The 25,353-nt window shown below is 58.9% G+C and carries 24 protein-coding genes and 4 pseudogenes; 17 read left to right on the top strand and 11 right to left on the bottom strand.

Annotation, left to right across the window (positions count from 1 at the left end; translation table 11 throughout):
• Positions 1–67 precede the first annotated feature (67 nt).
• The 4 genes from KGA85_RS17275 to KGA85_RS17260 all read left to right on the top strand — a co-directional run bounded on the left by KGA85_RS17275 (position 68) and on the right by KGA85_RS17260 (position 5,813).
• Complete coding sequence (locus tag KGA85_RS17275; protein WP_223457758.1) at positions 68–1,513, top strand: sensor histidine kinase; 1,446 nt, start codon at positions 68–70, stop codon at positions 1,511–1,513.
• 201 nt (positions 1,514–1,714) lie between these two features.
• The gene (locus KGA85_RS17270; protein ID WP_411741641.1) at positions 1,715–2,815 is read left to right on the top strand and encodes an SCO family protein; all 1,101 of its coding nucleotides are present in this window, start codon (positions 1,715–1,717) and stop codon (positions 2,813–2,815) included.
• A gap of 102 nt (positions 2,816–2,917) precedes the next feature.
• Positions 2,918–4,411, top strand: a complete 1,494-nt coding sequence (locus KGA85_RS17265; RefSeq protein ID WP_223457761.1) for a sensor histidine kinase — start codon at positions 2,918–2,920, stop codon at positions 4,409–4,411.
• Complete coding sequence (locus tag KGA85_RS17260) at positions 4,380–5,813, top strand: sigma-54-dependent transcriptional regulator (protein WP_223457763.1); 1,434 nt, start codon at positions 4,380–4,382, stop codon at positions 5,811–5,813. Before KGA85_RS17265 ends, KGA85_RS17260 begins: the two co-directional genes overlap by 32 nt.
• 272 nt (positions 5,814–6,085) lie before the next feature.
• On the opposite strand, the gene KGA85_RS17255 is transcribed toward KGA85_RS17260, so the two are convergent.
• Positions 6,086–6,466: a hypothetical protein gene (locus KGA85_RS17255; RefSeq protein ID WP_223457765.1), complete on the bottom strand. Its 381-nt coding sequence runs from the start codon at positions 6,464–6,466 to the stop codon at positions 6,086–6,088.
• A 172-nt stretch (positions 6,467–6,638) separates the two neighbouring features.
• Between KGA85_RS17255 and KGA85_RS17250 the strand changes: the two genes are divergently transcribed.
• Positions 6,639–7,445, top strand: coding sequence for a class I SAM-dependent methyltransferase (locus KGA85_RS17250; RefSeq protein WP_223543264.1), 807 nt, complete (start codon positions 6,639–6,641; stop codon positions 7,443–7,445).
• 1,069 nt (positions 7,446–8,514) lie between these two features.
• On the opposite strand, the gene KGA85_RS17245 is transcribed toward KGA85_RS17250, so the two are convergent.
• Positions 8,515–9,825 (bottom strand): ATP-binding protein, encoded by a 1,311-nt coding sequence (locus KGA85_RS17245; protein ID WP_223543263.1) that lies wholly within the window; start codon positions 9,823–9,825, stop codon positions 8,515–8,517.
• Positions 9,822–10,562 carry a response regulator gene (locus KGA85_RS17240; protein WP_095946382.1) on the bottom strand — a complete coding sequence of 247 codons (741 nt, stop codon included), beginning with the start codon at positions 10,560–10,562 and terminating at the stop codon, positions 9,822–9,824. The genes KGA85_RS17245 and KGA85_RS17240 overlap by 4 nt, the downstream gene beginning before the upstream one ends.
• A gap of 335 nt (positions 10,563–10,897) precedes the next feature.
• Here KGA85_RS17240 and KGA85_RS17235 point away from each other — a divergent pair.
• From KGA85_RS17235 to KGA85_RS17225, 3 genes and pseudogenes are all read left to right on the top strand, one after another.
• Positions 10,898–11,131: pseudogene (locus KGA85_RS17235) on the top strand (DUF2790 domain-containing protein).
• A 48-nt stretch (positions 11,132–11,179) separates the two neighbouring features.
• Positions 11,180–11,389 (top strand): annotated as a pseudogene (locus KGA85_RS17230) (hypothetical protein); the annotation flags it as partial.
• A 164-nt stretch (positions 11,390–11,553) separates the two neighbouring features.
• A complete protein-coding gene (locus tag KGA85_RS17225; RefSeq protein ID WP_223457780.1) occupies positions 11,554–12,771 on the top strand; it encodes a cytochrome c biogenesis protein DipZ in 1,218 nt (405 codons plus the stop codon).
• A 9-nt stretch (positions 12,772–12,780) separates the two neighbouring features.
• Here the strand turns inward: KGA85_RS17225 and KGA85_RS17220 are convergent, their stop codons facing one another.
• On the bottom strand, positions 12,781–13,773 hold the full coding sequence (locus KGA85_RS17220) for an AraC family transcriptional regulator (protein ID WP_223543262.1): 993 nt from the start codon (positions 13,771–13,773) through the stop codon (positions 12,781–12,783).
• A 178-nt stretch (positions 13,774–13,951) separates the two neighbouring features.
• Between KGA85_RS17220 and KGA85_RS17215 the strand changes: the two genes are divergently transcribed.
• Entirely contained in the window at positions 13,952–14,221 is a 270-nt protein-coding gene (locus KGA85_RS17215; protein ID WP_223457785.1) for a DUF4242 domain-containing protein, read from the top strand.
• Between the two features lie 44 nt (positions 14,222–14,265).
• The gene (locus KGA85_RS17210) at positions 14,266–15,078 is read left to right on the top strand and encodes a class I SAM-dependent methyltransferase (RefSeq protein WP_223457787.1); all 813 of its coding nucleotides are present in this window, start codon (positions 14,266–14,268) and stop codon (positions 15,076–15,078) included.
• Positions 15,079–15,297: 219 nt separating this feature from the next.
• On the opposite strand, the gene KGA85_RS17205 is transcribed toward KGA85_RS17210, so the two are convergent.
• Positions 15,298–15,660, bottom strand: coding sequence for a DUF6124 family protein (locus KGA85_RS17205; RefSeq protein ID WP_223457789.1), 363 nt, complete (start codon positions 15,658–15,660; stop codon positions 15,298–15,300).
• Between the two features lie 587 nt (positions 15,661–16,247).
• Between KGA85_RS17205 and KGA85_RS17200 the strand changes: the two genes are divergently transcribed.
• From KGA85_RS17200 to KGA85_RS17180, 5 genes are all read left to right on the top strand, one after another.
• Entirely contained in the window at positions 16,248–16,742 is a 495-nt protein-coding gene (locus KGA85_RS17200) for a hypothetical protein (RefSeq protein ID WP_223543261.1), read from the top strand.
• Positions 16,742–17,824 (top strand): polymorphic toxin type 44 domain-containing protein, encoded by a 1,083-nt coding sequence (locus KGA85_RS17195; RefSeq protein ID WP_223457791.1) that lies wholly within the window; start codon positions 16,742–16,744, stop codon positions 17,822–17,824. Before KGA85_RS17200 ends, KGA85_RS17195 begins: the two co-directional genes overlap by 1 nt.
• Positions 17,805–18,218: a hypothetical protein gene (locus tag KGA85_RS17190; RefSeq protein WP_223457792.1), complete on the top strand. Its 414-nt coding sequence runs from the start codon at positions 17,805–17,807 to the stop codon at positions 18,216–18,218. Before KGA85_RS17195 ends, KGA85_RS17190 begins: the two co-directional genes overlap by 20 nt.
• Positions 18,219–18,615: 397 nt before the next feature.
• Positions 18,616–19,215 carry a polymorphic toxin type 44 domain-containing protein gene (locus KGA85_RS17185; protein ID WP_223457794.1) on the top strand — a complete coding sequence of 200 codons (600 nt, stop codon included), beginning with the start codon at positions 18,616–18,618 and terminating at the stop codon, positions 19,213–19,215.
• A gap of 37 nt (positions 19,216–19,252) precedes the next feature.
• Positions 19,253–19,639: a hypothetical protein gene (locus tag KGA85_RS17180; RefSeq protein WP_223457796.1), complete on the top strand. Its 387-nt coding sequence runs from the start codon at positions 19,253–19,255 to the stop codon at positions 19,637–19,639.
• Between the two features lie 148 nt (positions 19,640–19,787).
• Here KGA85_RS17180 and KGA85_RS17175 read toward each other — a convergent pair whose 3' ends face one another.
• Together KGA85_RS17175 and pcsA are read right to left on the bottom strand one after the other, a co-directional pair.
• The gene (locus KGA85_RS17175) at positions 19,788–20,174 is read right to left on the bottom strand and encodes a DUF488 domain-containing protein (protein WP_223457798.1); all 387 of its coding nucleotides are present in this window, start codon (positions 20,172–20,174) and stop codon (positions 19,788–19,790) included.
• Between the two features lie 2 nt (positions 20,175–20,176).
• Positions 20,177–20,899, bottom strand: coding sequence for a phosphatidylcholine synthase (gene pcsA, locus KGA85_RS17170; RefSeq protein ID WP_223457800.1), 723 nt, complete (start codon positions 20,897–20,899; stop codon positions 20,177–20,179).
• Between the two features lie 187 nt (positions 20,900–21,086).
• Between pcsA and KGA85_RS17165 the strand changes: the two are divergent.
• A pseudogene (locus KGA85_RS17165) lies at positions 21,087–21,173 on the top strand (DUF533 domain-containing protein); the annotation flags it as partial.
• Between the two features lie 38 nt (positions 21,174–21,211).
• Here the strand turns inward: KGA85_RS17165 and KGA85_RS31440 are convergent.
• Positions 21,212–21,349: pseudogene (locus KGA85_RS31440) on the bottom strand (cupin domain-containing protein); the annotation flags it as partial.
• Between KGA85_RS31440 and KGA85_RS17160 the strand changes: the two are divergent.
• Positions 21,309–21,512: a hypothetical protein gene (locus tag KGA85_RS17160; protein WP_223457876.1), complete on the top strand. Its 204-nt coding sequence runs from the start codon at positions 21,309–21,311 to the stop codon at positions 21,510–21,512. The pseudogene KGA85_RS31440 and the gene KGA85_RS17160 overlap by 41 nt on opposite strands.
• 63 nt (positions 21,513–21,575) lie before the next feature.
• On the opposite strand, the gene KGA85_RS17155 is transcribed toward KGA85_RS17160, so the two are convergent.
• From KGA85_RS17155 to KGA85_RS17145, 3 genes are all read right to left on the bottom strand, one after another.
• On the bottom strand, positions 21,576–22,250 hold the full coding sequence (locus KGA85_RS17155; protein WP_223457802.1) for a DUF3313 domain-containing protein: 675 nt from the start codon (positions 22,248–22,250) through the stop codon (positions 21,576–21,578).
• Between the two features lie 50 nt (positions 22,251–22,300).
• On the bottom strand, positions 22,301–23,569 hold the full coding sequence (locus tag KGA85_RS17150; protein WP_223543260.1) for an OmpP1/FadL family transporter: 1,269 nt from the start codon (positions 23,567–23,569) through the stop codon (positions 22,301–22,303).
• A gap of 68 nt (positions 23,570–23,637) precedes the next feature.
• Positions 23,638–25,251: an arylsulfatase gene (locus KGA85_RS17145; protein WP_223457814.1), complete on the bottom strand. Its 1,614-nt coding sequence runs from the start codon at positions 25,249–25,251 to the stop codon at positions 23,638–23,640.
• Positions 25,252–25,353: the final 102 nt, after the last annotated feature.

Genomic DNA, 25,353 nt, shown 5'->3' with positions numbered 1-25,353 from the left:
GTAGTACACCGGGCAAACGGCCATGCGTGGGCTATAAACCTATAGGGGGTTTCCGGGAACCGTGTCCATGAACACCATCGCCAAAGTACTTGCGACCGAAAGCGAAGTTCGCTTGAACACGCGCAAGGAGCCGTTCGATCTGCTGCGCTGGTTTTCGCTGGTCAGCATGGTGGTGATCGGCACGGTGGCGGTGGCGCTGGGGGCGGTGTCCTCGCGGTTCGTGATTACCGAAAGCGTGCAGCGCGATGCGCTATTGACCTCACAATTCATACAGGCGATTGCCTCGACCGAGGTGCGCCATGTGTCGATTCCCAACGTCAGGACCATGGGTGAGTTGCTCGACCCACGAAACGACAAGGACTTTCCTGACGTCGACCCGCTGTCACGCGCCAATGCCCGTGATGATTTCCTCGACCATATCGAAAATCTGCCGGACGTGATCCTGGCCAACATCTATGCCCCCGACCGCATGGTGATCTGGTCGACCAACCCGGCCTTGATGGGCACCACGATCCATGGCGATGAAGACCTCGACCGGGCATTCAACTCGAAAATTTCCGTGTCGACCAGTTACCACGATGTGGACAAATCCCGCATGGAGCAGAAGTTCCTGGAGCCACCCAAATACACCTTCATCGAAAACTACATTCCCCTGTTCGACGCCGATGGCAGCACCGTCACGGCGATGGTCGAGATTTACAAGGAGCCGCAGGACTTGATCAACCGCATGGAGCGCGGCCTTGTGCTGATCTGGCTGGCGACCGCCCTGGGCGGCGGTCTGATTTACCTGGGCCTGTACTGGATCGTGCGGCGGGCGGCGATCCTGCTGGCGACGCAGCAGAAGCAATTGATCACCAACGAAACCTTTGTGGCTCTGGGGGAGGTGTCCTCGGCGGTCGCCCACAGTCTGCGCAATCCGTTGGCGAACATCCGTTCAAGCGCCGAGCTGGCGATGGAGTTCGACAGCGGTCCGGCACACGGGAACATCAACGACATCATTGGTCAGGTCGATCGCATGTCGAAGTGGGTCCGGGAGTTGCTCCAGTCCCTGCGACCGCTCAATGACGAGGCGGAACCTGTGAACCTGGTGGCGGCCCTGCATGACAGCCTGATGGCTTACGAGCATCAGATCAGCAAGGGCAGGATCAACGTGGTGTTCGAGCCGGACCAGACACCCATGGTCCTGAGCCAGCACGTGCAATTGACCCAGATCCTCAACAGCCTGCTGTCCAATGCGGTGGAAGCCATGGACGACGGCGGTACGCTGACCATCCAGATCGAGCCGCGCGATGCCCAGCGCGTCAGCGTGAGGGTCAGCGATACCGGCAAAGGCATGAGCGAAGAACAGCGCACCATGGCCTTCCGGCCGTTCTTCACCACCAAGCAGGGCGGGCTGGGAGTCGGGCTGGTGCTGGTCAAGCGGATCATGGAGCGTTTTGGCGGTGCGGTGACCCTGGATAGCCGTGAAGGCGAGGGCACCACTGTCCGCCTGTTGTTTAATCTGGTCCCCTGAAAACGGGGATGAACTATCCCCAATATCGGGGGTTCAATCCCCGGTCATTTCCACGGTCATCGCCCATTGATTTTGATAAATCATTGTTTTGTTGAGTGTTAGTACTTTTTTATAAAAAAAACACATGATTGGCGAGGTCCTTGCAAAACCATCATGACCCCCTTCACGACATCGAGGCGGCTGGTGATGGAAAAAAAACAGATGCATTCACCACGTTCACGAGCCTTGGGCATGCACCTGGTACTGATGTTGGTGACCGGTTTGCTGGCCAGCCAGCTGCTGGTCGCCAGCCAGCCGACGTCGACGCCCGCACCTGCTTCTGCATCCACTGCCGAACCCGCTGTCGTTGAAGACGACACTCCGTGGGGTGGCAACTATTTCCCCAACACCCTGCTGACCGACCAGGACGGTCAGCAACTGCGTTTTTTCGATGACATGATCAAAGGCAAGGTGGTGGTGATCAACTTCATCTTCACCTCGTGCAGCGACTCCTGCCCCCTGGAAACCGCGCGCCTGCGCCAGGTGCAGAAACTGCTGGGGGATCGGGTCGGCAAGGACGTCTTCTTCTATTCCATCAGCATCGACCCCTTGAGTGATACCCCCGAGGTGCTCAAGGCCTATGCGCAACGCTTCCAGGTCGGGCCCGGGTGGAAATTCCTCACCGGGGAATTCGCCGACGTCACCGACCTGCGCAAAAAACTGGGGCTGTTCATCGAAGGCATCGATAACGGGCGCAGCAAGGACCACAACCTGAGCCTGATCGTCGGCAACCAGGCAACGGGCCGCTGGATGAAATCCTCGCCGTTCGAAAACCCGTGGATTCTGGCCGACCAACTGGCCAATACCTTGCAGAACTGGAAACAGCCCAGTGTGGAAGAAAGCTATGCCGATGCACCGCAAATCCGTCCGCCGAGCAATGGTGAAGAGCTGTTCCGCACCCGTTGCGCGTCTTGCCACAGCCTCGGTCCGCTGGACGGGCAGGGCATCGGCCTGCACAGCATCGGCCCGGACCTGATCGGCGTGACCCATCAGCGCGATCCGGCCTGGCTCAACCGCTGGATCCGCGAGCCGGATCGCATGCTCGCGGAAAAGGACCCGATTGCGATGGAGCTGTTCGATCGCTACAACAGGATCCCGATGCCCAACCTGCGGCTGGATGAGCATTCCGTCCAGTCCATCATCGATTTCCTGCAGGAAGAAACCAACCGTCAGCATCCGCCGGTGGTGCCATTGGCCAGTGGTAACGAGGAGCCTGAACATCATCATTCGGTCGCGCAACCCGACATGCCCAAGGTGCAATAGTGTCAAAAAAATTACGCGGGCCAGTCAATGGCTATCAATGCCACCTACACTGATCCAGAACGCGGCTGAACAGGCTCGATTTCAAGCACCCAGGACACCGCCATGCAGATACTCGAACAACAAAAAGTAGCTGCGCCGCAGGCTCCGGCAGCACAACGCAAGGGTTGGCGGCCGCAGTTCAATTTACTGCGCTGGTTTTCCCTGGCGAGCTTTCTGATCATCGCGGTGGTGGCGCTGGGGCTGGGTTACATCTCCACGCGCTTTGTGGTCGACGAAAGCATCGAGCGCGATTCGATGCTGACTGCGCAGTTCATCCAGTCCATTGGCGAGGCTGAAATCCGGCATGCCGGGATTTCGCCGGGCAAAACCATTGGCGAAATGCTCGACCCGCGCATGGACCATGCCTACCCCGACGTCAACCCGGGATTCCGGGCCGCCGCGCGCGTGGAGTTTCTCGACCATGTGGAGCATCTGCCGGACATCTTGCTGGCGACGGTGTACGCCCTGGACCGCACCGTGGTCTGGTCGACCAACCCCGAGCTGATTGGCGTGCGCATCGAAGGCGACGATGAGCTGGACGAATCCTTCGAAATGAAATCGCCAGTGTCCACCAGCTACCACGAAGTCGATGAGGCGCGTCCCGAGCAGCGCTTGCTGCGCGAACCGGAGTATTTGTTCGTCGAGAACTACATTCCGATGTTCAACGCCGACAGAAGCAAAGTGATTGCCATGGTGGAAATCTATAAAGAGCCGCTGGACCTGGTGGAACGCATCCAGCGTGGCTTCAAGGCGATCTGGCTGGCCACGCTGATCGGCGGGGCGGCCATTTACCTGGGGCTGTTCTGGATCGTGCGACGCGCGGCGACGCTGTTGCAGAGCCAGCAGAAACAATTGATCGCCAACGAGACCTTTGTCGCCCTTGGCGAGATGTCTTCGGCGGTCGCCCACAGCTTGCGCAACCCGCTGGCCAATATCCGCTCCAGCGCCGAACTGGCCCAGGACATCGCCAGCCAGACCGCGCAGAAAAACATTGGCGACATCATCAATCAGGTCGACCGCATGTCGCGCTGGGTCCGTGAATTGCTGGTGTCGTTGCGGCCGATGAATGACGACTGTGAAACGGTCGACCTGGTGCTGGCCCTCGAAGACACCTTGAGTGCCTTCGAGTCCCTGATCAAACGTTCGGACGTCGAAGTGCGTTTCTCGCCTGTCAGCGTGCCACCGATCGTCAGCCAACAGGTGCTGCTCACGCAAATACTCAATAGCCTGTTTGCTAATGCGCTGGAAGCCATGCCCAAGGGTGGCGTGCTGACGATCGAGATCGATTCCTCGGTACCCGGCGACGTGAGCATGACCCTGACCGACACCGGCAAGGGCATGTCCAAACAACAGCAACAAATGGTCTTCAAGCCGTTTTTCACCACTAAGCAAGGTGGGTTAGGCGTGGGCCTGGCCCTGGTCAAAAGAATAATGGAACGGTTTGACGGCTCGGTCGAACTGACCAGCCGGGAGCAGGAAGGAACCCGCGTTTGTCTCAATTTCAAAGTGGCAACGGGAGGGGCATATGGAGCACAGCATTCTGCTGGTCGAGGATGACGAAATTCTCGCCGAGAATATTCAGACTTACCTGGAGCGCAAGGGCTTCGAGGTGACCGTTTGCCACTCGGCCGAAGATGCACTGGAGCAATTGGGTTCTTTCGCGCCTGACGTGGTACTGACCGACAACTCGTTGCCGGGCATGAGTGGTCACGACCTGATCCAGAAGCTGCGCATCAGCGCGCCGGATCTGAAAGTGATCATGATGACCGGCTACGGCAACGTCGAAGACGCCGTGGTGGCGATGAAAGAGGGCGCCTTTCACTACGTCACCAAACCCGTGGCCCTGCCAGAGCTCAAGCTGCTGCTGGACAAGGCCCTGGCCACCGACCGCATGGAGCGCACGCTGTCGTTTTACCAGGAACGCGAGGCTCAGAAGTCGGGGGTGCAGGCACTGATTGGCGAGTCGGCACCGATGGCGTACCTCAAGGGCACCATCAGCCAGTTGCTCGACGCCGAACGGCGCATGGCCAACAGTGATCTGCCGCCGGTCCTGGTGGAAGGCGAGACGGGCACCGGCAAGGAACTGGTAGCCCGGGCCTTGCATTTCGACGGCCCGCGCGCCAAAGGCCCGTTCATTGAATTCAACTGTGCTTCGATCCCCTCCAATCTGGTGGAGTCGGAACTGTTCGGCCACGAGAAGGGCGCCTTCACCGACGCCAAAGAACGCCGCCTGGGGCTGGTGGAAGCGGCCGATGGCGGCACGCTGTTCCTCGATGAAATCGGTGAAATGGACCTGCTGTTGCAAGCCAAGCTGCTGAAACTGCTGGAAGACCGGACCATTCGCCGGGTCGGTTCGGTAAAGGAGCGCAAGGTCGATCTGCGGGTGATCAGTGCCACCAACTGCAATCTCGAACAAATGGTCCAGCAAGGCAAATTCCGTCGCGACCTGTTTTTCCGCCTGCGCATCATTTCGATCAAGGTGCCGCGCCTGTATGCCCGGGGTGCCGATATCCTGCTGCTGGCCCGGCACTTCCTGGAGATGCATGGCAAACGCTACGGCAAGCCGAACCTGCATTTCAGCGACCAGGCCGAAGATTTGCTGCTCAGCTACAGCTGGCCGGGCAACGTGCGCGAACTGCGCAACATGCTGGAGCAAACCGTGTTACTGGCGCAAAGCGACACCATCGCCGCCCATCAGTTGAACGTCTGCCTGAGCCTGGTGGATGAGCCACCGATGTTTCATCACGAGCCGCCACATTCCAGCGAACCGCGTCCGTCCTACAACGGCAGCGAGTCCATGAACCTGCCGGAAGTGGAGCGCGACATGGTGCGCAAGATGCTCGACAAGACGGACTGGAACGTCACCAAATCGGCACGCCTGCTGGGTCTGAGCCGTGACATGTTGCGCTACCGGATCGAAAAACTCGGCCTCGCCCGTCCGGACAAGCGCCAGTGGTAGGGGGCGTTCTCAATTAGTTTCCCTACCGCGCCGGGTCTGCTGTTGTGCAGGGCAAGGCGCGAGAAGCGCAGTTTGGTCATTCCAAATCAGCTTCGAGCAACACAGCCCTGCACAACAGCAGGCCCGGCCCCTTCGGGTTGTGCCTTAAAGCTGGCCATGCTGCGTTGCAGGCCTTGGAAAGGGAACAACCATTCCCAGCGGCCTACGCCTTGCCTGGCCAGCTTTAAGGCGACAACGCGGTGGGGAAACCAATTGAGAACGCCCCCTAGTGCTCACTGCAACACCGGGCCCTGCCTCAGACAGGACATCATGCAACTGGGGTTCTCGACTTCCTGGTTCACATACACGCCACGCTCCGGATCGTAGGAGCGGATAAACACCCGAACCGTGGCGTCGGCCACCGTCGGCAGGCGCGAGTCGGAGAACACGTGCTCACTTGAAACCGGAATGAATTCCCCGGGTGCGGTCGGGATGTACGAACCTGGTGGCACGATGCTCATGGACAGTGGTGCGGGGTGCGCGAAGGGTTGGTCGGCGCCGTAATAGTTGAATTCACTGCTGTAGTCAGTGGTGTTTGGCATGTCGTCGGCGTGGGCGACAGCGGTCGTGCTCAGGTAGAAGGCGAGCAACAGCGTCAGATTGGTTTTTTTCATGGCAACACCTGCTAAATCGGTTTAACCACATTTCTCCCAAGGTTATTAACTATAGCTGCCGCCGTGGGCAGCCGTCGGTGCTGTGTGGATTACAAGTTCGCAACACCTGCCAGGATGAGGTTGATCTAGACTCCGGCCGGTCAAATCGACGACCCAAGCCCTGGAGCGTGCAATGGAACTGCCGACAAAAGATCAAGCCATCGCCAGTAACCGCGAGGCCTGGAATGATTCCGCCCGTCATCACAAAGACTCCTGCGAATGGCAAGCCTTGTTGAAGGGCGTGGCGCACACGGATTTTTCCTGCCTGGACGACACCCTGACCGCTTTGCTGACCCAGACAGGTGTCGACGGCAAGGAGGTGGTGCAACTGGGCTGCAACAATGGCCGCGAAAGTCTGTCGCTGTTTGCCCTGGGGGCGCGCAGCGTGGTGGGTATCGACCAGTCTGAAGCATTTCTCGGGCAGGCACGGGAACTGGCGTCCCGCTCGCCCCATGCGCCGCAATTCATCGAAGCGGATATTCACCACTTGCCGGCCGGGCTGCAGGAGCGCTTTGACCTGGCGCTGATCACCATCGGCGTCTTGAACTGGATGCCGGACATCGGCGAATTCTTCCGCCATGTGGCGCGTACGTTGAAGCCGGGTGGGGCGCTGGTGGTGTATGAAACCCACCCGTTCCTGGAAATGTTCGACCCCGAGGCAGCCGATCCTTTTCGTCTGGCCAGTTCATACTTCCGTCGCGAACCGTTCGTGCAGCACGAACCGATCGTCTACGAAGGCAAGATCGAAACGCCGTCGGCGGCGTCCTACTGGTTCGTCCACACCCTGGGCGACCTCTTCAGTGCCGCCATTGCGGCAGGGTTGCAGATCCGTCACTTCAAGGAGTACCCGCATTCCAACCGCGAAGAGCTCTATGACCGCTATCAACAGCAGGTGGCGCAGTTGCCGTTGTGTTTTACGTGGGTGGTGGTGAAGAGCTGAGTGATGTGTAGCTCGGAGTGACGCCATCGCGAGCAGGCTCGCGAAGGCGGCCTGACAGCCAACCTGTCTTTTGTTGACGGTGTACATATCCGGTTTTTTGGTAACGGCGGCCTATGGTTTCGCCCTTACGGCGAGTCACTTTTTTTACAAGCGCCTAAAAAAGTAACCAAAAAACGCTCGCCCCGAACGTACGGCCCCTCGCTAAGGCTCGGGGTTCCTTCGCTCCGGCATTCATCCGGGGGCATCGCCTCCGGTCGGCTTCGCTCGACCTCCTCTCGATGTGTTCGGCTGCGCCGAACGGCGCTGCGCGCCCACCCCCGGATGAACACCTCCACTCAGCCTGCCGAGGGGGCGGGTGGATCAAGATCAAGAGCTGCAGGCGAGCTAACGCTCGGCCTGATGAGTGGTGAGAAGCGACGCGGTGGTGTGGGTTGCTCTGCTTTTGCTCTTCTGTGGGAGCGGCGGTGCGGCGATTCGACTTGCTCGCGATGACGGCCTGTCAGCAGACTCAATTCTCACAGGCGAACGAACCCCGCGATCAGGCCGGCCGGTAGGCCGCCTCGCTTTTGCTTTTGCTTTGGCTTTAGCTTTTGATCTTCTTGCCCCCTCGTGAGGCCGAGAGGAGGTTCTGCGCAGTGGGCAACCCGGCATGGATGCCGGGTTAGCCGCCGCCGGCCATGGATGGCCGATGGCGGCGGGCCCACGGAGCAGGACCGGAGCGAGGGCATGCCGAGCCTAGGCGAGGCACCGAATGTCAGGGGCAAGAGCCCTTGGTTACTTGGGGTTGGGCGGCATTCCGTTTTTCCAAGTGACCCGCCGTAAGGGCGGAACCCTAAGTGGCCGTTACCGCAGCAACGGATATGTACACCCACAAAATATTCATCGCCTGACACAAAGCCATCGCGAGCAAGTCGGATCGCCGCACCGTCGCTCCCACAGGGATCTTCAGTGGCCACAAGTCCCGAGTAAAACCGGAGACCCAATGTGCGAGCTTGCTCGCGATAGCGGTCTGACAGCCGACCATTCTTTACAGCTGGCCTGGCATTCCTCGCCCCCGAACCGAAAATTTCTACACCGGCAGTCGCAACTCCGCACACAACCCGCCACCCTCACGATTACTCAGGCTCAACGACCCTCCAATCGCGACCGCCAGTTGCTGGGCGATCGCCAGCCCCAGCCCGGTGCCGCCGGTGCTGCGGTTGCGGGAGTTTTCGACGCGGTAGAACGGTTCCATCACTTGCTTGAGTTCTTCCTCGGCGATCCCCGGGCCACGGTCGAGGATCTTGATCGACAGGTTGCCATCGGCCTGTTTTTCCACCCGCAACTCGGCAGCACCGGCAAATTTCAATGCGTTGTCCGTCAGGTTGACCAGCACCCGGCGCAAGGCGTGGGGTCGGGTGTCGATGACGGCTGCACTCTTGCCTGTGAGCTGAACGTCCTTGCCCACGTCCTGATAGTCGAACACCAGGCTGTCGAGGAACGAGTCGAGGTCGGTGCGGCGGCTTTCTTCGGTGGCGCCGTGGATGCTGCGAGCGTAGGCCACGCCTTCACGTACCAGGTGTTCCATCTCGCCCAGGTCGTTCCACAGTTTGTCTTTCTCGCTGGAGTCGTCCATGAACTCGGCGCGCAGTTTCATGCGGGTGATGGGAGTTTGCAGGTCGTGGGAGATTGCCGCGAGCAGTTGCATGCGTTCCTTCAGGTACGCCGCGATGCGTGCCTGCATCGAGTTGAAGGCCCTGGCGGCGTGGGCGACTTCGGTCGGGCCTTTTTCGTCCAGGAGTACTGGGTGCGCGTTGGGGTCCAGGGTTTCGACGGCACCGGCGAGGCGGGTGAGGGGGCGGATGGCGATTCTCACCGCCAGCCAGGAACAGGCCAGCATCAGCGCCAGTTGCCCGAGCAACACGATCGGCAGCCAGGGCGACAACGGTACCATCGTCGGGCGGACGTCGATGGTCAGCGGGCTGCCATCCGCCAGGTTCAAGTGCACTTGAAAATGTTTTTTCGGCCCGGGGATGTCGGTGAAGGTCATCGGGTAATCGTGGCCGATGGCGTCTTTGATCGAGGCAATGGCAATGGGCGCATCGGGCATGTCGGTGCGTATGGGCGTGCCCGGCGAACCCTCATTGAGCATGTAACTGTAATTGCGCCGTTCCAGTTGTTTGAGCCAACCGGCTCGCTCGTCGGCGGGCAAGCGGTCGAGGATGGCAACGGACGTGGAAACGTCGGTTTCCAGGTTGCCGAGCATGGTGGTTTTCGAGGATTCGTAGCGTTCGTAGTACTGCGCGCCGAAGGACAGCGCCTGAGCGAGGATCAGGCCGATCAGGAAAATCAGTGATAGCCGCGAAGCCAGGGTCCGCGGCCAGTGCAGCGCCAGGGTCATGATTGATCGCCCAGGATTTCCACCGGCAGGGAAAACACATAGCCTTCGCTGCGCACGGTCTTGATGTAGGCCGGTTCGCGGGCGTCGTCGAGCAAGCGCTGGCGCAGGCGACTGACCAGCAGATCGATGGAGCGGTCGAACAGGTCGGCGTCGCGGCCTTGGGTCAGGTTGAGCAATTGATCGCGGTTGAGCACCCGCTGCGGATGGTCGAGAAACACCCGCAGCAATCGATATTCGGCACCGCTCAGGGCCACCATGGTGCCGTCTTCATCGAGCAGGTGACGGGCCGAAGTGTCCAGGCGCCAGCGACCGAAAGCCAACAGCCGGCTGGCTTCGGTCACCACCAGGTTCGGCGGCAGCATGCGCGTGCGTCGCAGCACCGCATTGATCCGCGCCAGCAGTTCACGGGCAGCGAATGGTTTGACCAGGTAGTCGTCGGCGCCCATTTCCAGGCCGAGGATGCGATCGGTTTCATCGTTGCGTGCGGTGAGCATCAGCACTGGCGTGGCCTTGTGCTTGCCGGCGCGCAGTTCGCGGCAGAGCACCAGGCCATCGTCCCCCGGCATCATGATGTCCAGCACGATCAGGTCCACCGGAGTGGTTTCCAGAAAAGCGCGCATCTGCCGCCCATCCGCCACGACCGTGGTGCGCAGACCGTTCTTCTTCAGGTAGTTGCCAACCAGTTCGCGGATTTCGCGGTCATCGTCAACGATGAGGATGTGATCAACGTGATCCATTGGGCCAAACCTCTGGTAAATGGGGAATGCCACACAGTCTATCGAGCCTCGGCGGGCTCGCCTGCCGCCCTTTGTATTGCAGTGTATCTGGCTTGCCTGCGGATACACACGAAGGCAAAAAAGCCGATTTCCAGCGGTTTTGTATTGCTGTGTATCCAGGTGCCGTTCTGATACGCAGCGATTGATTCACGCCGATTCCCGACACAGACGAGATACCTCGCAGGCTTTTAATAGGTTCCATCGAGGCAAACCAGACCGCCTCGGATCAACGAACCAACGACCTGTCGAACCTTGAGGAATCCGCCATGAACACCAAGGCCATCTAGGCCGCCTGCCTGTTTGCCGCCCTGAACATCTGCACCTTGTCGGCCCGTGCCGAAGCCGATGTCGCTCCCAAAACCTACACCTACGGCACCCAACTGGATATCAGGAAAGTGGTGTCGCTATCCGAGGACGCTACGCCTTCCTGAGGCGTGGTGAATGCGCGGCTGACGTACCTCGACTCCCAGTCCAGGACCCAGGTGCTGGGTTACAGCAAGTTGGCTGACAACTGCAACTCGGAAAACTGAGTGTCGCAATCAAACACCGCTTAATCCATTTGAAACAGGAAGGACATCATGAACAACATTTCCCGCTACTTGACCGCCATCGCCTTTTCCGTCGCCGGTGCGGCGGCCCATGCCAACGCCGCTGTCGAACAAAGCGCCTGTGGCAGCAACACCTGCTTCCAGCTCACACCGGTGGCAGAGAAGGGCACCAATGGCTTCCTGGCGCAAGACGGTGCCAGCCGCACGCCTCAGGGGCAGTTGCTGGAAGAGCAGACGGCTTGAGAACACCCCAAATCCACTGTGGGAGCGGGCTTGCTCCGGGCGGCGTTCCGACGAAAGCGATTGTTCAGTCAATGATGTGTCATCTGACCCGACGCATTCGCGAGCAAGCCCGCTCCCACATTGGCCAATGTGTCGCCCTCTAATTTGCATTAGGTGATCCCATGTTACTCATCGCTTTCCTGGGCGGCATATTGACCGTCCTCAGCCCGTGCATCCTGCCGGTCGTGCCATTCCTGTTTGCCGGGGCCGACCGCACACGCTCCTCGATCCTGCTGACCCTTGGCGGCATGGTCCTGACCTTTGCCCTGGTCTCCAGCCTGGCGGTGGTCAGCAGTGAGTGGGTGATCCAGGCCAGCAACACCGGCCGCCACGTAGCACTGGTGGTGATGGCGCTGTTCGCCCTGTCGCTGATTTCCGCCCGGGTCGGTGACTGGCTGGCGCGTCCTTTCGTGCTGCTGGGCAATCGCATCGACCCGAACTCGCGCAAGATGTCCGGGCCGCTGGCGTCGATCATGATCGGTGTCGCCACCGGGCTGCTCTGGGCACCCTGCGCCGGGCCGATCCTCGGGGTGATTCTCACCAGCGCCATGCTGCAAGGGGCGAACGCCGGCACCAGTCTGTTGCTGGTGGCTTATGGCGCGGGCAGTGCGCTGTCCCTGGGCACCTTGATCTTTGCCGGGCGCCGCCTGGTCAATCGCTTGAAACCGTCGATTCCGGTCACCGGCTGGTTGCGCCGTGGCGCCGGGGTTGCGGTGCTCGCCGGTGCGGCAGTGATTGCAACGGGGGCCAATGACCTGTTGCTGGCCAACACTTCCTCGGAAGGTGTCAGCAGCGTGGAGAAAGGCGTGCTGGAAACCGTGCCGAAAGTCGTCGATTACCTGGTCAGCAAGGTCAAGGCCGACAGCATCATGGGCGATGCCCAGGGCGCCATGCCGTCGCTGTCCGGGGCGGTGGATTGGCTCAACTCACCGGCACTGAGCAACGAGGCCCTGAAAGGCAAAGTGGTGCTGGTGGACTTCTGGACCTTCGACTGCATCAACTGCAAGCACACCCTGCCGTACGTGAAGGACTGGGCAAAGAAATACGAAAAGGACGGACTGGTGGTGATCGGCGTGCATACACCCGAATACGGGTTTGAACGCATCATCGACAACGTCAGGGCCAAGGTGAAGGAATACGGCATCACCTACCCGGTGGCGATCGACAACAACTACGCGATCTGGCGCAACTTCGACAACCAGTACTGGCCCGCGCACTACCTGATCGATGCCAAGGGGCAGGTGCGTTACACCCACTTCGGTGAAGGCAGCTACGACACGCAGGAGAAGATGATCCAGCAGTTGCTGGAGGAGGCCAAGGCCAGCGCGCCAGCGGCGTAATCCGCTCGATCAATGGCTCACAGGTCTTGCCTCGTGGGCCATGTTTTTTTTCTCCTGACCGCGCCGCCACGCCGCCGGTGGTGCACCGTACTCGCGACGGAAGGCACGGCTGAAGGCGGTATCGGTCTGGTATCCCACTTCTTCGGCGATGCGCGTCAATGAGCTGTTGCTGCTGCGTAACAGGTTGGCGGCGAGCAACATCCGCCATTGCGTCAGGTACTGCATCGGCGACACCCCTACCAGTTGCTGGAAGCGTTCGGCCAATACCGATCTTGAGGTGCTGGCGGTGCGCGCCAGTTCGTCCAGTGTCCAGGCGTGGCAGGGTTTTTTGTGCAAGGCGTTGAGGGCGGCGCCGACGATGCGGTCGCGCACACCGGCCAGCCAGCCGGTGCGGCCTTCGCCCTGTTCGTTCATGTACAGGCGCAACACTTCGATGAACAGCACTTCGGCGAGTTTGGCCAATACCCCTTCGCCGCCAGGGCGGGGCGAGCGGGCTTCGGCGAGGGCATAGCGCACAGATGATTCCAGCCAGATACCGGCATTCGAACCGCGCACATTGACCCGTACTACGGCCGGCAAGCCCTTGAGCAACATGCCCGCCAGGCGCGTGTCGCACGCCAGGTAACCGCACACCAACCGGGTGACCGCGCCACCTCCGCCATAGCTCAATTGCCGGGGGCGGCGCGCCAGTACCGCATCCAGTCGCGCACCCGTGGCCGGGGGCAATCCGGGACGTGAGCACATGCGATGGGCATCACCCTGGGGGAAGATCACCACGTCGCCCGCACTCAGCTGCAGCGGCGGGTCATCGCCCAGTTCGACGTAGCATTCGCCCTCGGTGATCAGGTGAAAGATCACCACCCGTTCTGCATCGGGCTCCAGAAACGGCGCCGCCGTATCGGCGCTGGGCGACTGGTAGCACCAGGGCGCGGTGAACCGGGCGTTGATAAAGATCGCGCCGACCAGGTGCACGACGCGCAGGGTCTGTGACAGAGCGTCCATTGGGGTTTCCCCGTGGGAGGGTTCCTGATTGTGAACGCGCCTACGCGCTACGTGGAATCTCCGGACGATCGGGCAGGGTTGGGCGACGATCGGACAGGACGCCGGCGCCCGTCAGGACGATAGTTTGATCACAGGGTGAGTGCCGCCCTGCCATCCAGAACAATAAAGAGAGGTTGCCATGCCTAAGTTCGTCATTGAACGCGAGATCCAGGGCGCCGGAGCTCTGTCGGAAAGGGATTTGAAAGCCGCTTCGCTAAAGTCCTGCCAGGCGTTGCGTGAGTTGCCAGAGGTGCAGTGGGTGCAGAGCTATGTCACCGGTGACAAGCTCTACTGCGTGTACATCTCGCCGAACGAGGAGCAGATCCAGGAGCACGCCAGGATCAGTGGTTTTCCCGCCAACCGCATTTCCCAGGTCATGAACATCATCGATCCGACGACGGCGGAGTAACCGCGACCGGACCCGACTAGTGTTTCAAACCAGAGACCGTCTCCATGAGTACACCCATTGATCTGACTGCCCTGAAAAACCGCCAGATGGCCTCCTGGGCCAGCGGCGACTACGCCGTGATCGGTACCACCCTGCAGATTGTCGGCGAGCAACTGGCCGAAGCCTGCGACCTGTTGTGCGATGAACGCGTGCTCGACGTTGCCGCCGGCAACGGCAACGCAACCCTCGCCGCTGCCCGCCGTGGCTGCCAGGTGACGTCCACCGACTATGTCGCCGCCTTGCTCGAACGCGGTGAAGAACGGGCCCGGGCAGAACGCCTGAACGTCTCCTTCCAGGTCGCCGATGCCGAAGCCTTGCCCTTTGCCGACGGCAGCTTTGATGCCGTGCTGTCGACCTTCGGCGTGATGTTCACGCCGGACCAGCCCAAGGCCGCCGCGGAACTGGCGCGGGTTTGTCGCCCGGGCGGGCGGATCGGCCTGGCCAACTGGACGCCGGAAGGTTTCGTCGGCCAGATGTTCAAGACCCTGGGCCAGCACCTGCCACCCCCTCCAGGTGCGAGTCCACCCTCACGCTGGGGCACCGAAGCCTGGTTGCACGAGCATTTCGACGAACGTGAATTCCTGCTCCAGGTGACGCGCCGCACGTTCAATTTCCGCTATCGCTCGGCGGCGCATTTCATCGACACCTTCCGCGAATGGTACGGGCCGGTGCACAAGGCCTTCGCCGCGCTGCCTGCGGACGGCGCCAAGGCACTGGAGACCGACCTGAGCGAGCTGATCAACCGGATGAACCGGGCGGGCGACAAGTCGCTGGTGGTGCCGAGTGAATACCTGGAAGTGGTGATCACGCGGCGGTGATCGACCACGCATAACCCCCTGTAGGAGCGAGCTTGCTCCGGGCGGCGATCCGACGATGGTCTTCCAGTCGCAGCTACTGTGACTGATACACCGCTTTCGCGAGCAAGCTCGCTCCTACACGAAAAAACGGCGCCCGAAGGTGCCGTTTTTGTTCGTGCCTGTTCCTGTAAACGGAGATCAGAAAATCAGGTCAAGCGACTCGGTCAAAGGCAGCGGCGGTTACTCAGGTGGGTCAAGTTGGTCCAGCGCGCGATTCACCGCCAGCTCGCCCAGCATGATGACTTGTGCAATGCCGAGCAGGGAGTTGCGCCTGGGGCCTTCCATATGATCCGCCAGATCCATGGCCATGACATTGGCCGAAGCCAGTGATTCGCATGCATGGGCCAGCAGGGTTTCTGCATCGAGCTCTGGGTTGACGAAGAACATCGTGCCGACTGAGCGCGGAATGTCCATGATGGGGACGTCTGGCTTCAGGTGATAGTCGAGGGTCTGCTCGGCGTCTACGTGAGATTTTTTTGAAGCGGCGTTTTCGTACGGGGATGGCGGATCGGTCTCCGGCGGATTGGGTGTGACCTTGAACATAGATGGAACTCCGACGCTATTTAAAAGGAGCCATCACCGCCTCGCTACCAAACGAAGGGTGGCGACCATACGAAGGTTGGTAGACCGGGCATCGGAACCGGCGCCCCCGAAGGAGCCCTGCGCATGGTCACCATAAAAACACCGCCCAGACACTGGGCAGTAAAGGTGACGCTATGCGTCGATGCTACGGGCCTACCAAGCCCGATCACTGATTTTTCAATGACCGGCAAACGATAGAACCCAAGCCCACGACGCACAAGCCGGCGGATTCTGTCGCACCGGTAGGCAACGGCGCAAGGTGGTGTAGCTTTCAGGAAGTAATTTCCCAAGCGATTAAACAGGCGCGTTTAAATTTCTTTGAGTGGGCCTCCACTGCGCGAAAAATTAACTTATGGAACTATCGCTGTAGGAAATGGGTTGTTGGTTATTGCGAAAATTCCTATTCGTTCATTTGGCTATGCCATTGGATTGCTTTCAGCACGCGTCCCACCGTCTTATTCGTCGTCGCCCAATATTTTCTTTGCTAAGCGCTTCTGCCGAGACGAGAGAGAAGGCAACTCAAATCGATGACGATAAGGAAGTTGTAAATGAATGCACCTCTGCACCCCTTGTATACCAACGAAGTTTCTCCTGAATTTCTCCGCAGTCTGGACAACTCGCCTTTCATCGAGGAGCAACTTGCGCAATTTGCCGAGGAGGCCCGGGCGATCATTGATCAGCAGCGTGCTTACGTTGAAACACATCCACCTCGCGCTATTTACCGAGTCGCATCCGAGGGCAGTCAGACCCGTGACGGCGGGGTGATCCAGCAAGCGACGTCGCCGCTGGAGTTCATATTGGACAGCGGTCAAAAAGTACGTGGAGCGCAGAAAGGCGATTTCGTCGTGTATGCCGATGGCAGAACTGCGCAGATCGTAACGACAGCAGGCGAAGAGAATAGCCATCTGGCGCTGGTCGGTAGTCGTCTGTGCAATGGCGACGAGATCATCAATACATCCCAAGGCATTTGCATGTACGTGGCGCGTGAAGGCGTGCCCATGGGAGAGGATTTTCTGCCCTCCATAGAGGGAGTAGAGAACTAATGGAGAAAGGATATTTCATCGGCCTGCATGACAAGACCACCTGCGGCGGCAAAGTGCTGGATGGTGACACCCGAATCATGATGTACGGTATCGCTCATGCGCGCGAAGGTGATCGGGTCACTTGCGGCAAAGATGGCAAGACTTATCAGATTGTCGGTGGTATTTCACACAAGATCAGCCATGGCAAAGCTATGGCTGGCACGCTGGATAGTCACAGTAATTGTCCCTGCAAAGCCCAACTGATTCCCTCGGTGTTTACGGCCAGCTATCAAAATGAGACAAGCCCTAAGCGGAGTGCTATCAGGGCCGCCGCTCCTCCGGCGACCCAAACGGATAGCAGGTTTACAACGAATCCCCAGATGACAGGTCTGAAACCTGCAGCGAAGGTCACGGCCTCTCTTGGCAATCCTGCTTCTTGCAATCACCCGGACCGAATGGAAGAACTGGCCAGCTACATAGCCAATGAGATGAACCGGAACATCACCCACCCTTCGGTTCCGAAAATGAAGGAGCTGAACAGCTATGACCCGGTGGCTGAAAATAATAAATACATGGAGATCCCGTTTTACCTGCGACTCGGCCACCAACCCAATTTCCACAGCATCGCCCTTGTCAAGCAAGCCGAGGCGTTTGCGCTGTGGACAGAGCGGGTCGGGCAGAATCGGTCCTGGGATCATAAACCGAAGATAAAGGTTGAGTTCGGGGGCGATGTTCGCCATAAACAGGGGAAATATGATTATTTTTACGATATTTGGTCGAATATTCATTATGGATATGTAGGAATGGCTGCAGGTTTTTCGGAGCAGGTGTTATTGGATGGTGCAGGTGCTGAGCAGATCATTTCCGACACGGTACGTAAGTTTCAAGATTGGGAAAATAAGCCAGGGCCTCATCGCTCAGAGGACATAAAGGGATTAAGGGCGTGGGATGACATTCCAGACAGAAAGTCTATAACTATTGGCGTGAGCCTCTTCAAAGCTTATTCAACCGGTGGGGTCAGCGCCAAGATAATTATGGATGAAGTGCTTGCAGGTGATCCTTCTGATTGGGGGAAAGGTATAAGTGTCCACAACTGCAAATAAAAAGGATCGCTTTTATCTCAAGCGCAGACTGTTAACGCTATTGCTGCTTATTTATCTTGTCTGGTACGTCACCGTCCCAAGGGTAAAAATCTATTTCTCGGAAGAAGGAAATGGGAAGATGGAATTTATCCTAAATACTCAACACGATATCTTTAGAGGTGACATTTCTCCCGGCGAATCTACAGGGGGGGCTGGCCATCTTTTTCCCGATGATGATTTCTTTATGCGGCTTGACTGGACGGCCTCAAATAAAAGTCATTGTGTAATGATAAGCCCTAGCTGGCCAACGACCAGTATCTACATCGCAGCGGATGGGGTTCTCGACAAAAGCCCAAGCAGCGGTACGGATTCGGATCGCTTGAAACAATGCATCACGGATACCGCGAGCCCATAGAAAGGTGCCGTTTTTTTTCTGCCTTTTCCATCGCCTTCGCGAGCAGGCTCGCTCCCACAATTAATCGCAGGCACTCACAAAGGCAGAGTACTCAGGAGATCCACTGTGGGCTTGCCCGCGAAGAGGTTATCCCAGGCAACCAAGTTCTCCAGCCTGAACGCACTTATCAGGACAACAAATCATCTGTGGCGAGGGAGCTTGCTCCCGTTTACTTGCGAAGCAGGTGCCTTGATTCAGGCTGCCTGTGATATCGGGTTCATTGCTATCGGTACCGCTACGCCATCCAGCGGGAGAACCGAGCCATCAGGCACAGGGTGACTATCAGGCGCAGATATTATTAGACGCCGATATCGCTGGAAAAATGAATCGAAAAATCCAGCGTCCGGCCGTGCTGTAAATGAAGGAATTGATCAACTATGAAAGTAGCGCAGCCGCCAGGAAATTTCTGGAACTACCATGGTATGCCAGACTGGCCGGACCACCGAATTTCAACGCTATCGCGTTGACGAAGAAGCTTGAGGCGATGGCGATCTGGACAAAGAAAGTAGGTCAAAACATGGAGTGGGACCACAAACCGAAGCTTCGGGAACTATTCCCCGGAGTCCGGCACAAGCAAGGGAAGTACCTCTACTACTACGATATTTGGTCGAACATCCACTACGGTTATGTTGGAATCATAGGGGGGCTTTCCGAAAGCTTGCTGCTAGATGGCGCAGGGGCCGAACAAATTGCATCAGATACCCTGCGCAAGGCCGAAGAGTTAAGAACAACCCCCAAAGAGGATAGAGAGCTCCCTGGCCCTCGTCCCACAGCCAGCCCTTGGACTCAATTACGATCATGGGATGATGTAGCTGATAGAGTGTCGATAAGTATCGGTATAAAGCTCGCCAATCAGCACCCTAATGGCGGGATAACAGCGCAGATGATCATGAATAAAGTGTTGGCAGTAGCTCCAGAGAACTGGGGAGATGGAGTCAGTGTCCACATCTGTAAATAAACCACGATCTCGGTACACAGGATGGTTATGGATTCCATTGTTCCCACTGCTGCTGCCGCTGCTGGTACTGCAGTTGATGGCCCTATGGAATACTTATGTTTTACCCACCGCAACCGTCAATTATTCCAAGGATGCTGAGCGGGGACTGCGGTATACATGGAACGTCCAAGACCGGATATACAGGGGACGGATGTCTCCCGGAGGTGCCACCAGTGACCACGGATATCTATTTCCGGATACCGAATTTTTCATGGAGTTTTCTTGGGCTGTTGAGAACGAGCGTTGGCACTGCATCAGCATCACACCGAAGTGGCCCAACATGCATATTTTCCTCGACGCCGACGGCAACATTGATATGCAGAAAGGAAGTGGTATTGATGTAGATAGGTTGAAAGAGTGCCAATGGGATTTGGTGAAACCATAATCGCAAACGGCACCGAAAGGTGCCGTTTCCGTTTGGGCTTGCTCACGATAGGGGGCGTCCAGTCGCAAGTGTTGTGACTGATACACCGCAATCGTCGGAATGCCGCCCGGAGCAAGCTCGCTCCTACGAGGGCCAGTGTTCAGACCAGCTAAACGACCTCCGCCCCCCGCGCCTCCAGCAATTCGCGCAACACCGACCGATGACAATGCGCTTCATCCTCGCAATAACACCCCACGGCCAGGGACGTCTGATGGGACAGCGCGGCCAGCAGGTCCAGCATCTGACTGGCAGCGGGCTGGCTCATCTCGGCCTTGAACTTGCGCCGGAACACCTCCCAGGCCTTGGTATCTTGCGCAGCCTTGGCCTCGGCCACCAACTGCGCACTGGGCGACAGCAGCGGCTGCCACACATCATAAAAGTCCCGACGGGCGAATTCGGCTTTCGGTACGCCACGGGGAGGGCGGCGTACCGTGCCCAGGCGCAAGCCTTCGTCAGGTCGACGGGGTGATCCGAGTTGAACGATATGGACCGCCATGGCTACTTGAGCCTCGATTCGTCGAGCCACTCCAACGCCGTGCGCCACAAGCAGATGCCCAGGAAGTACGCCGACATCAGCAGCCACAGCCCCATCACCAACGGATTGATCAGCGGATGGTTGAGCACCAGCGACAGGCTGCACAGCAACCAGATGGCTGTCACCGCAATGTTGATCGGCATGAACCGGCGCACGCGAAACGGGTGCAGGAATTTCATCCGGCTCACAGTCAGCAGCGCCAGGCCAATCACCGTGACGAAGGTGATCCACGGCGACGGGGCGATGATGTACAGGCACAGGGCAACCACGTTCCAGGCGGCGGGGAACCCCTGGAAGTAGTTGTCTGTGCTCTTCATGTTGACGTTGCAGAAGCAGAACAGCGACGACACCAGAATCAGCGACACGCTCAGCAGCAAGGTGTAGTCCGGCAACGGGATGTAGCGATAGATGAACAGTGCCGGGATAAACACATACGTCAGGTAATCGATCACCAGGTCGAGGATCGAGCCATCGAAGCTCGGCAACACCGACTGCACGTTGGCCTTGCGTGCCAGCGCACCGTCCAGTCCGTCGACGATCAGGGCGACGCCCAGCCACAGCAGGCAATGGGTCGGCTGGTTATCCAGCAGGGCCAGGGTGGCGAGGAAGGCGGTGACCACGCCAGTGGCGGTAAAGCCATGGGCGCCCCATGCTTTGAGCCTGGCGATGTACAGGGTTGAAATCACGGGGGCGTTCTCCAGTGAATGAAGCAAGCCAGTTATCACCCCGCGTAAGGGGGCGGTGGCAAACCGGGTTGTGTTGCAGGTATCGACCGGGTATCCGGGAATAAGGTTCACCACCTATGAATCTTAGCTGCGCTGGCAAAAAGTACCCCGAACCCATCCGCGGTAGCGCGGGCGGGTCAGCCCAACGGTGCTGGCGTCCCTCGGCATGATGGCGTTCCAGTCGTACCAGGCCTGGCAGCGCAGTCAGGCGTCGGCACTGCAAGGAGCTCCGCAATTGCAAATACATCTGGAGCAGCAGGCCAAGGGTATTGCCTAAATTGACTTCGGCAACAGAAACGTGACCCCGAAGTTTTCGGCTATCTGCAAGATCCGCGGCAGGTCCTGGGGCACCTTCAGTTGATCCAGCGCCGTGAAGAACTGCCCGCCGCGCGGGTCGGAGACCACGCCGATCTATCGCGAAGAGGTCGCCGAACTCAAGGGCGGCAATCAATGGAACCGGCACAACGTGCATGAACGTCTGGCCGAAGTCGGGGATGAATCGTGGGCAGACATGCCCGGAACCCGGCAGGCGATCACCGCCCACATGCGCCGGCGGGTGGGGATGAAGAAGTGACCGGAAAGGTCAGGAAGGAACTCCATGTGGCGAGGGAGCAAGCTCCCTCGCCAAAAGAACGTGTTACTTGAGGAACGCCTGGAAGTCGGTGCCCATTTTGTCGATCGCTGCCTTGAAGTCCTTGGCAGTAATCTTCTGGCTTTCATTTTCCAGGGCGGTGCCAAACACCTTGCGCACCACTTTGGCCACGGTCTGGTTGCTCTTTGCGTCAACGAACTCGGCTTCGATGAACAGGGTGGTGTCCTGGTCACGGTGACCGGTAGCTGCCTGTGTTGCCCCGACTACGGCCGCGATGGGCACCACTTCATACCACTTCATGCCTTCGTTCTCGGCGTTCACCCCGGTAATCGCCGCACGCATGATCAGAGGGCGGGAACCCGCCGGAGCGGACGAGGTGTTGGACACTACGCGGTACTTCTGACCCAGGGAGGCCTTGGCCTTGCTGGTCATGTAGTTCTGAATGTCGGTCAGCGTCTGCTGGTTGACACGCTCATCGGGTTTGGGGGCCGGGTAGAGCTCCAGTTTGTTGAACACCACGGTGTCATAGGCATTCGGGTTCCACGAAGGGCTGACCCAACGCATCGCAGTACCGCCGCTCGGCGTTTCGACTTCCTGCAGGTTGTTGTAGTTGGACAGGAAACCTGAGTATTGCTCCTTCTCAGTCACTTTCGAAGTGCAACCGCCTAGCAACAGACTGGCCAGCGCGGCGCCGACGAGCAGTTTTCGGGATAGATTCATAGTGGTGTTTACTCCTTGGATGAAATCGTCGTTCTTTTGTTTACAAGACATCAAAATCGCCAGGTCATGTTCCCGGTCAAGGCTTGAATCCAGGCATTGTCGAATTGACCGGAAACTCGATTGCTCGATACGGATTTGGCCTGGTCAACCGGCATGTCGCCGAGCCAGACCATGGCCCAACTGACGTTGACATCGGTGTCCTTGTTCAGAGCATAGGTGGCTCCTGTGGCAATGCGCCAGGATTCGTTCATCGGCAAGACCACGCTGCGGTTGCTGTCCGAGACGGCGCTGCTGTCGTAGGCCACGCCGAAGTTCCACAACCACTGCTCGGTGGCCTGGTATTGCGCGCCAAGGGAGAGGTGCCAGGTGTCCTTGAAGCCGGCGTCGACCGTTTGCGATTGCGCACCAAAGGCCGTGGTGTCGACCTCTACGGCGATGTCGCCGAACTCGGACCAGTCCTGCCAGTTGGCCGAGGCCAGCAGCGCCCATTGCCGGTCCAGTTGCTGGAACAGGCTCAGGGTGACGGTTTGCGGCACCTTTATGTCGAGATCGGTGTTGGTGTTGTTGACTCTTTCGAGCAGGCGCCCGTCGCCCTTCACATCGAGCCGGTCCTCGAAGTCCAGGTCGACCTGGCTGGTGTAGGTCAGGCCGATGCGCGTGCCGGGTTGCGGGGCGTAGATCACGCCCACGTTGGCGCCATAGCCCCAGGTGTTGTCCCGGTACTTGTATTGGCCGTCAGCGCGGTCAGTGAAGCCGAAAGGGGAGCGGTCGATGGCGGTGTCCGACTTCAGCATGCCGTACATGGCCTTGATGCCCAAACCGACCGACCACTGCTCGTTGAAGCGATAAGCCACGCTCGGTACCAGCGACAGGCCAAGCAGGCTGGCATTCTGCGCGAAGTAGCGGCCGGACCAGTCGTTGTCGTAATTGACCGCCAGGCCGAAGTCACCGTACTGGCCGAAACCGACGCTCCAGTGCTCGTCCAGTTCATGGCTGATGAAAAAGCTGCCACCGGGAATCGGATCAAGGGCATTGCCACTGCCGCTGCCCGGGGTAGTGGTGCCAGAGTCGCGGTCGAAGCTCAGGTCGCCGTACAGGACCTGCAGGCCGGCGGTGATTTGCGTACCGGGCAGAAAGCTCATACCCGCGGGGTTGCTGGCGATGGTCGAGGGGCCTTGGGCACGGGCGGCGGCACCGGCATTGGCCAGGCCGGCGTTATCGGTGCCGATTTCATAGAGCATGATGCCGCCGGCCCAGGCTTGCTGACAGCACAGGGCAAGTAGCGCAGAGGCGGGCAGGGTAGCGGTTTTTGTCGGCATTGAAATCCCTCGGCAATTGTCCATTTCGAATACGGGTGGACTGCACCAGCCACCCGTGGATTCGGCTGTTACTTGGCCATCTCTGCTCGAGCCTTGGCGATCTTGGCTTTAACCGAGTCGAGGTTGAAACTCGCGCCTTTTTGCATCGGCGGGAACTCGATCGCTGTTTCAGCCAGTTTGGCCACCTGCTGCTGGACGAACACGAAACGCCAGAATTGGAACTTGAACCAGTCAAAGTATTGTTGCGAACCCTGTGCGGCCTGATTTTCCGGCCAGCCCATGCGCTCGAATGGGTCGAGTCGAAGATTGGTCAGGTTCGGCACGTCCACATCAACTTTAGCCCCCAACCAGCCACCCGGTTGGTCAATGAAGCGATATTTGTAGTCGTCTATGCGCACTGCACCCAAGGAGCTTTCTCCGAAGTAGAAGACTTCATGACGGTTCGACGGACCTTTTCCGGTGATCATTGGAGTTTGATCATAGCCGTCCAGGTGAACTTTGTAGGTGGTATCGCCCAATTGTTTGCCTTTGAGCAGTTCGGCGGTGATGTTCGGGTTGCCTGCCGCCGCGACCAGGGTCGGGAACCAGTCCATGCCGGACATGATGCCGTTGGCGATCTGATTGGCCGGCACCTTGCCTGGCCAGCGAATGATTGCCGGCACCCGGAAGCCACCTTCCATGACCGTGCCTTTGCCCATGGCGAACGGGGTGGTGCCGCCATCGGGCCAGGTGAAGTTTTCCGCACCGTTGTCGGTGGTGAAGATCACGATGGTGTTGTCGTCCATGCCGTCTTTCTTCAGCTTCGCCAGGACGTCGCCAACGATGTCATCGAGCTGCGCCATGCCGGCTTCCTGTTCCGACCAGCCATTCTGCGAGTTGCGCATGGCTTCGTACTTGTCGGACAGGTGCGTGACGATGTGCATGCGGGTCGGGTTGAGCCAGACGAAGAACGGTTTGTTGTCCTGCTTGGCCTTGTCGATGAAAGAGAAGGCCTTGTCGCGAATCTCCTCGTCGACAGTTTTCATCCGCTCCGGATAGAGCGTGCCGGCGTCTTCGATTTTTTGCTTGCCCACCTTGCCCCAGCGCGGCATCACGGTCGTGTCATCGGTGGTGGAGGCCCAGCTGTGGACCATGTTGCGTGGGCCGACGCTGTCCAGCAGCTCCTTCGGATAATTGGGGTGCGCCGGGTCTTCCATGGCGTCGAGGTGATAGAGGTAGCCGAAGAATTCATCGAAACCGTGGACGGTGGGCAGGAACTGGTTCAGGTCGCCCAAGTGGTTCTTGCCGAACTGGCCGGTGGCATAACCCATGGCCTTGAGCGCGGTCGCGATGGTGACGGCTTCGGCGGGAATACCCACGGGCGAGCCGGCCTGGCCGACGGTGGTCATGCCCGTACGAATCGGCAGTTCGCCGGTGATGAAATTGGCGCGTCCGGCGGTGCAACTGGCCTCGGCGTAATAGTCGGTGAAACGCATGCCTTCATTCGCCAGTTGGTCGAGGTTAGGCGTTCTGCCAGCCATCATGCCCTGGTTGTAGACGCCGATATTCGACCAGCCGATATCGTCGCCCATGATCACCAGGATGTTGGGGGACTTGTCGGCCGCCAGGGTCTGGCCGGGAAACGCCATTGCAGACAGCAACAGGGGTATCGCAAACATCGAGGAGAAGGTTGTCCGGTTCATGTCGAACTCCTGCGTACTAGCGTGAGTACATCGAGACGAGCCCCCAACCGCCGTTGAAATGCGTTATCCCCCGCGATGAGCGTAGGTTTGAATTGCGAAATA

This window comes from Pseudomonas sp. GL-B-12 (assembly GCF_019955895.1).
GTDB lineage: Bacteria > Pseudomonadota > Gammaproteobacteria > Pseudomonadales > Pseudomonadaceae > Aquipseudomonas.
Note: the sequence above shows the minus strand (reverse complement) of the source record. Positions and strands in the feature narration are given on the sequence as shown.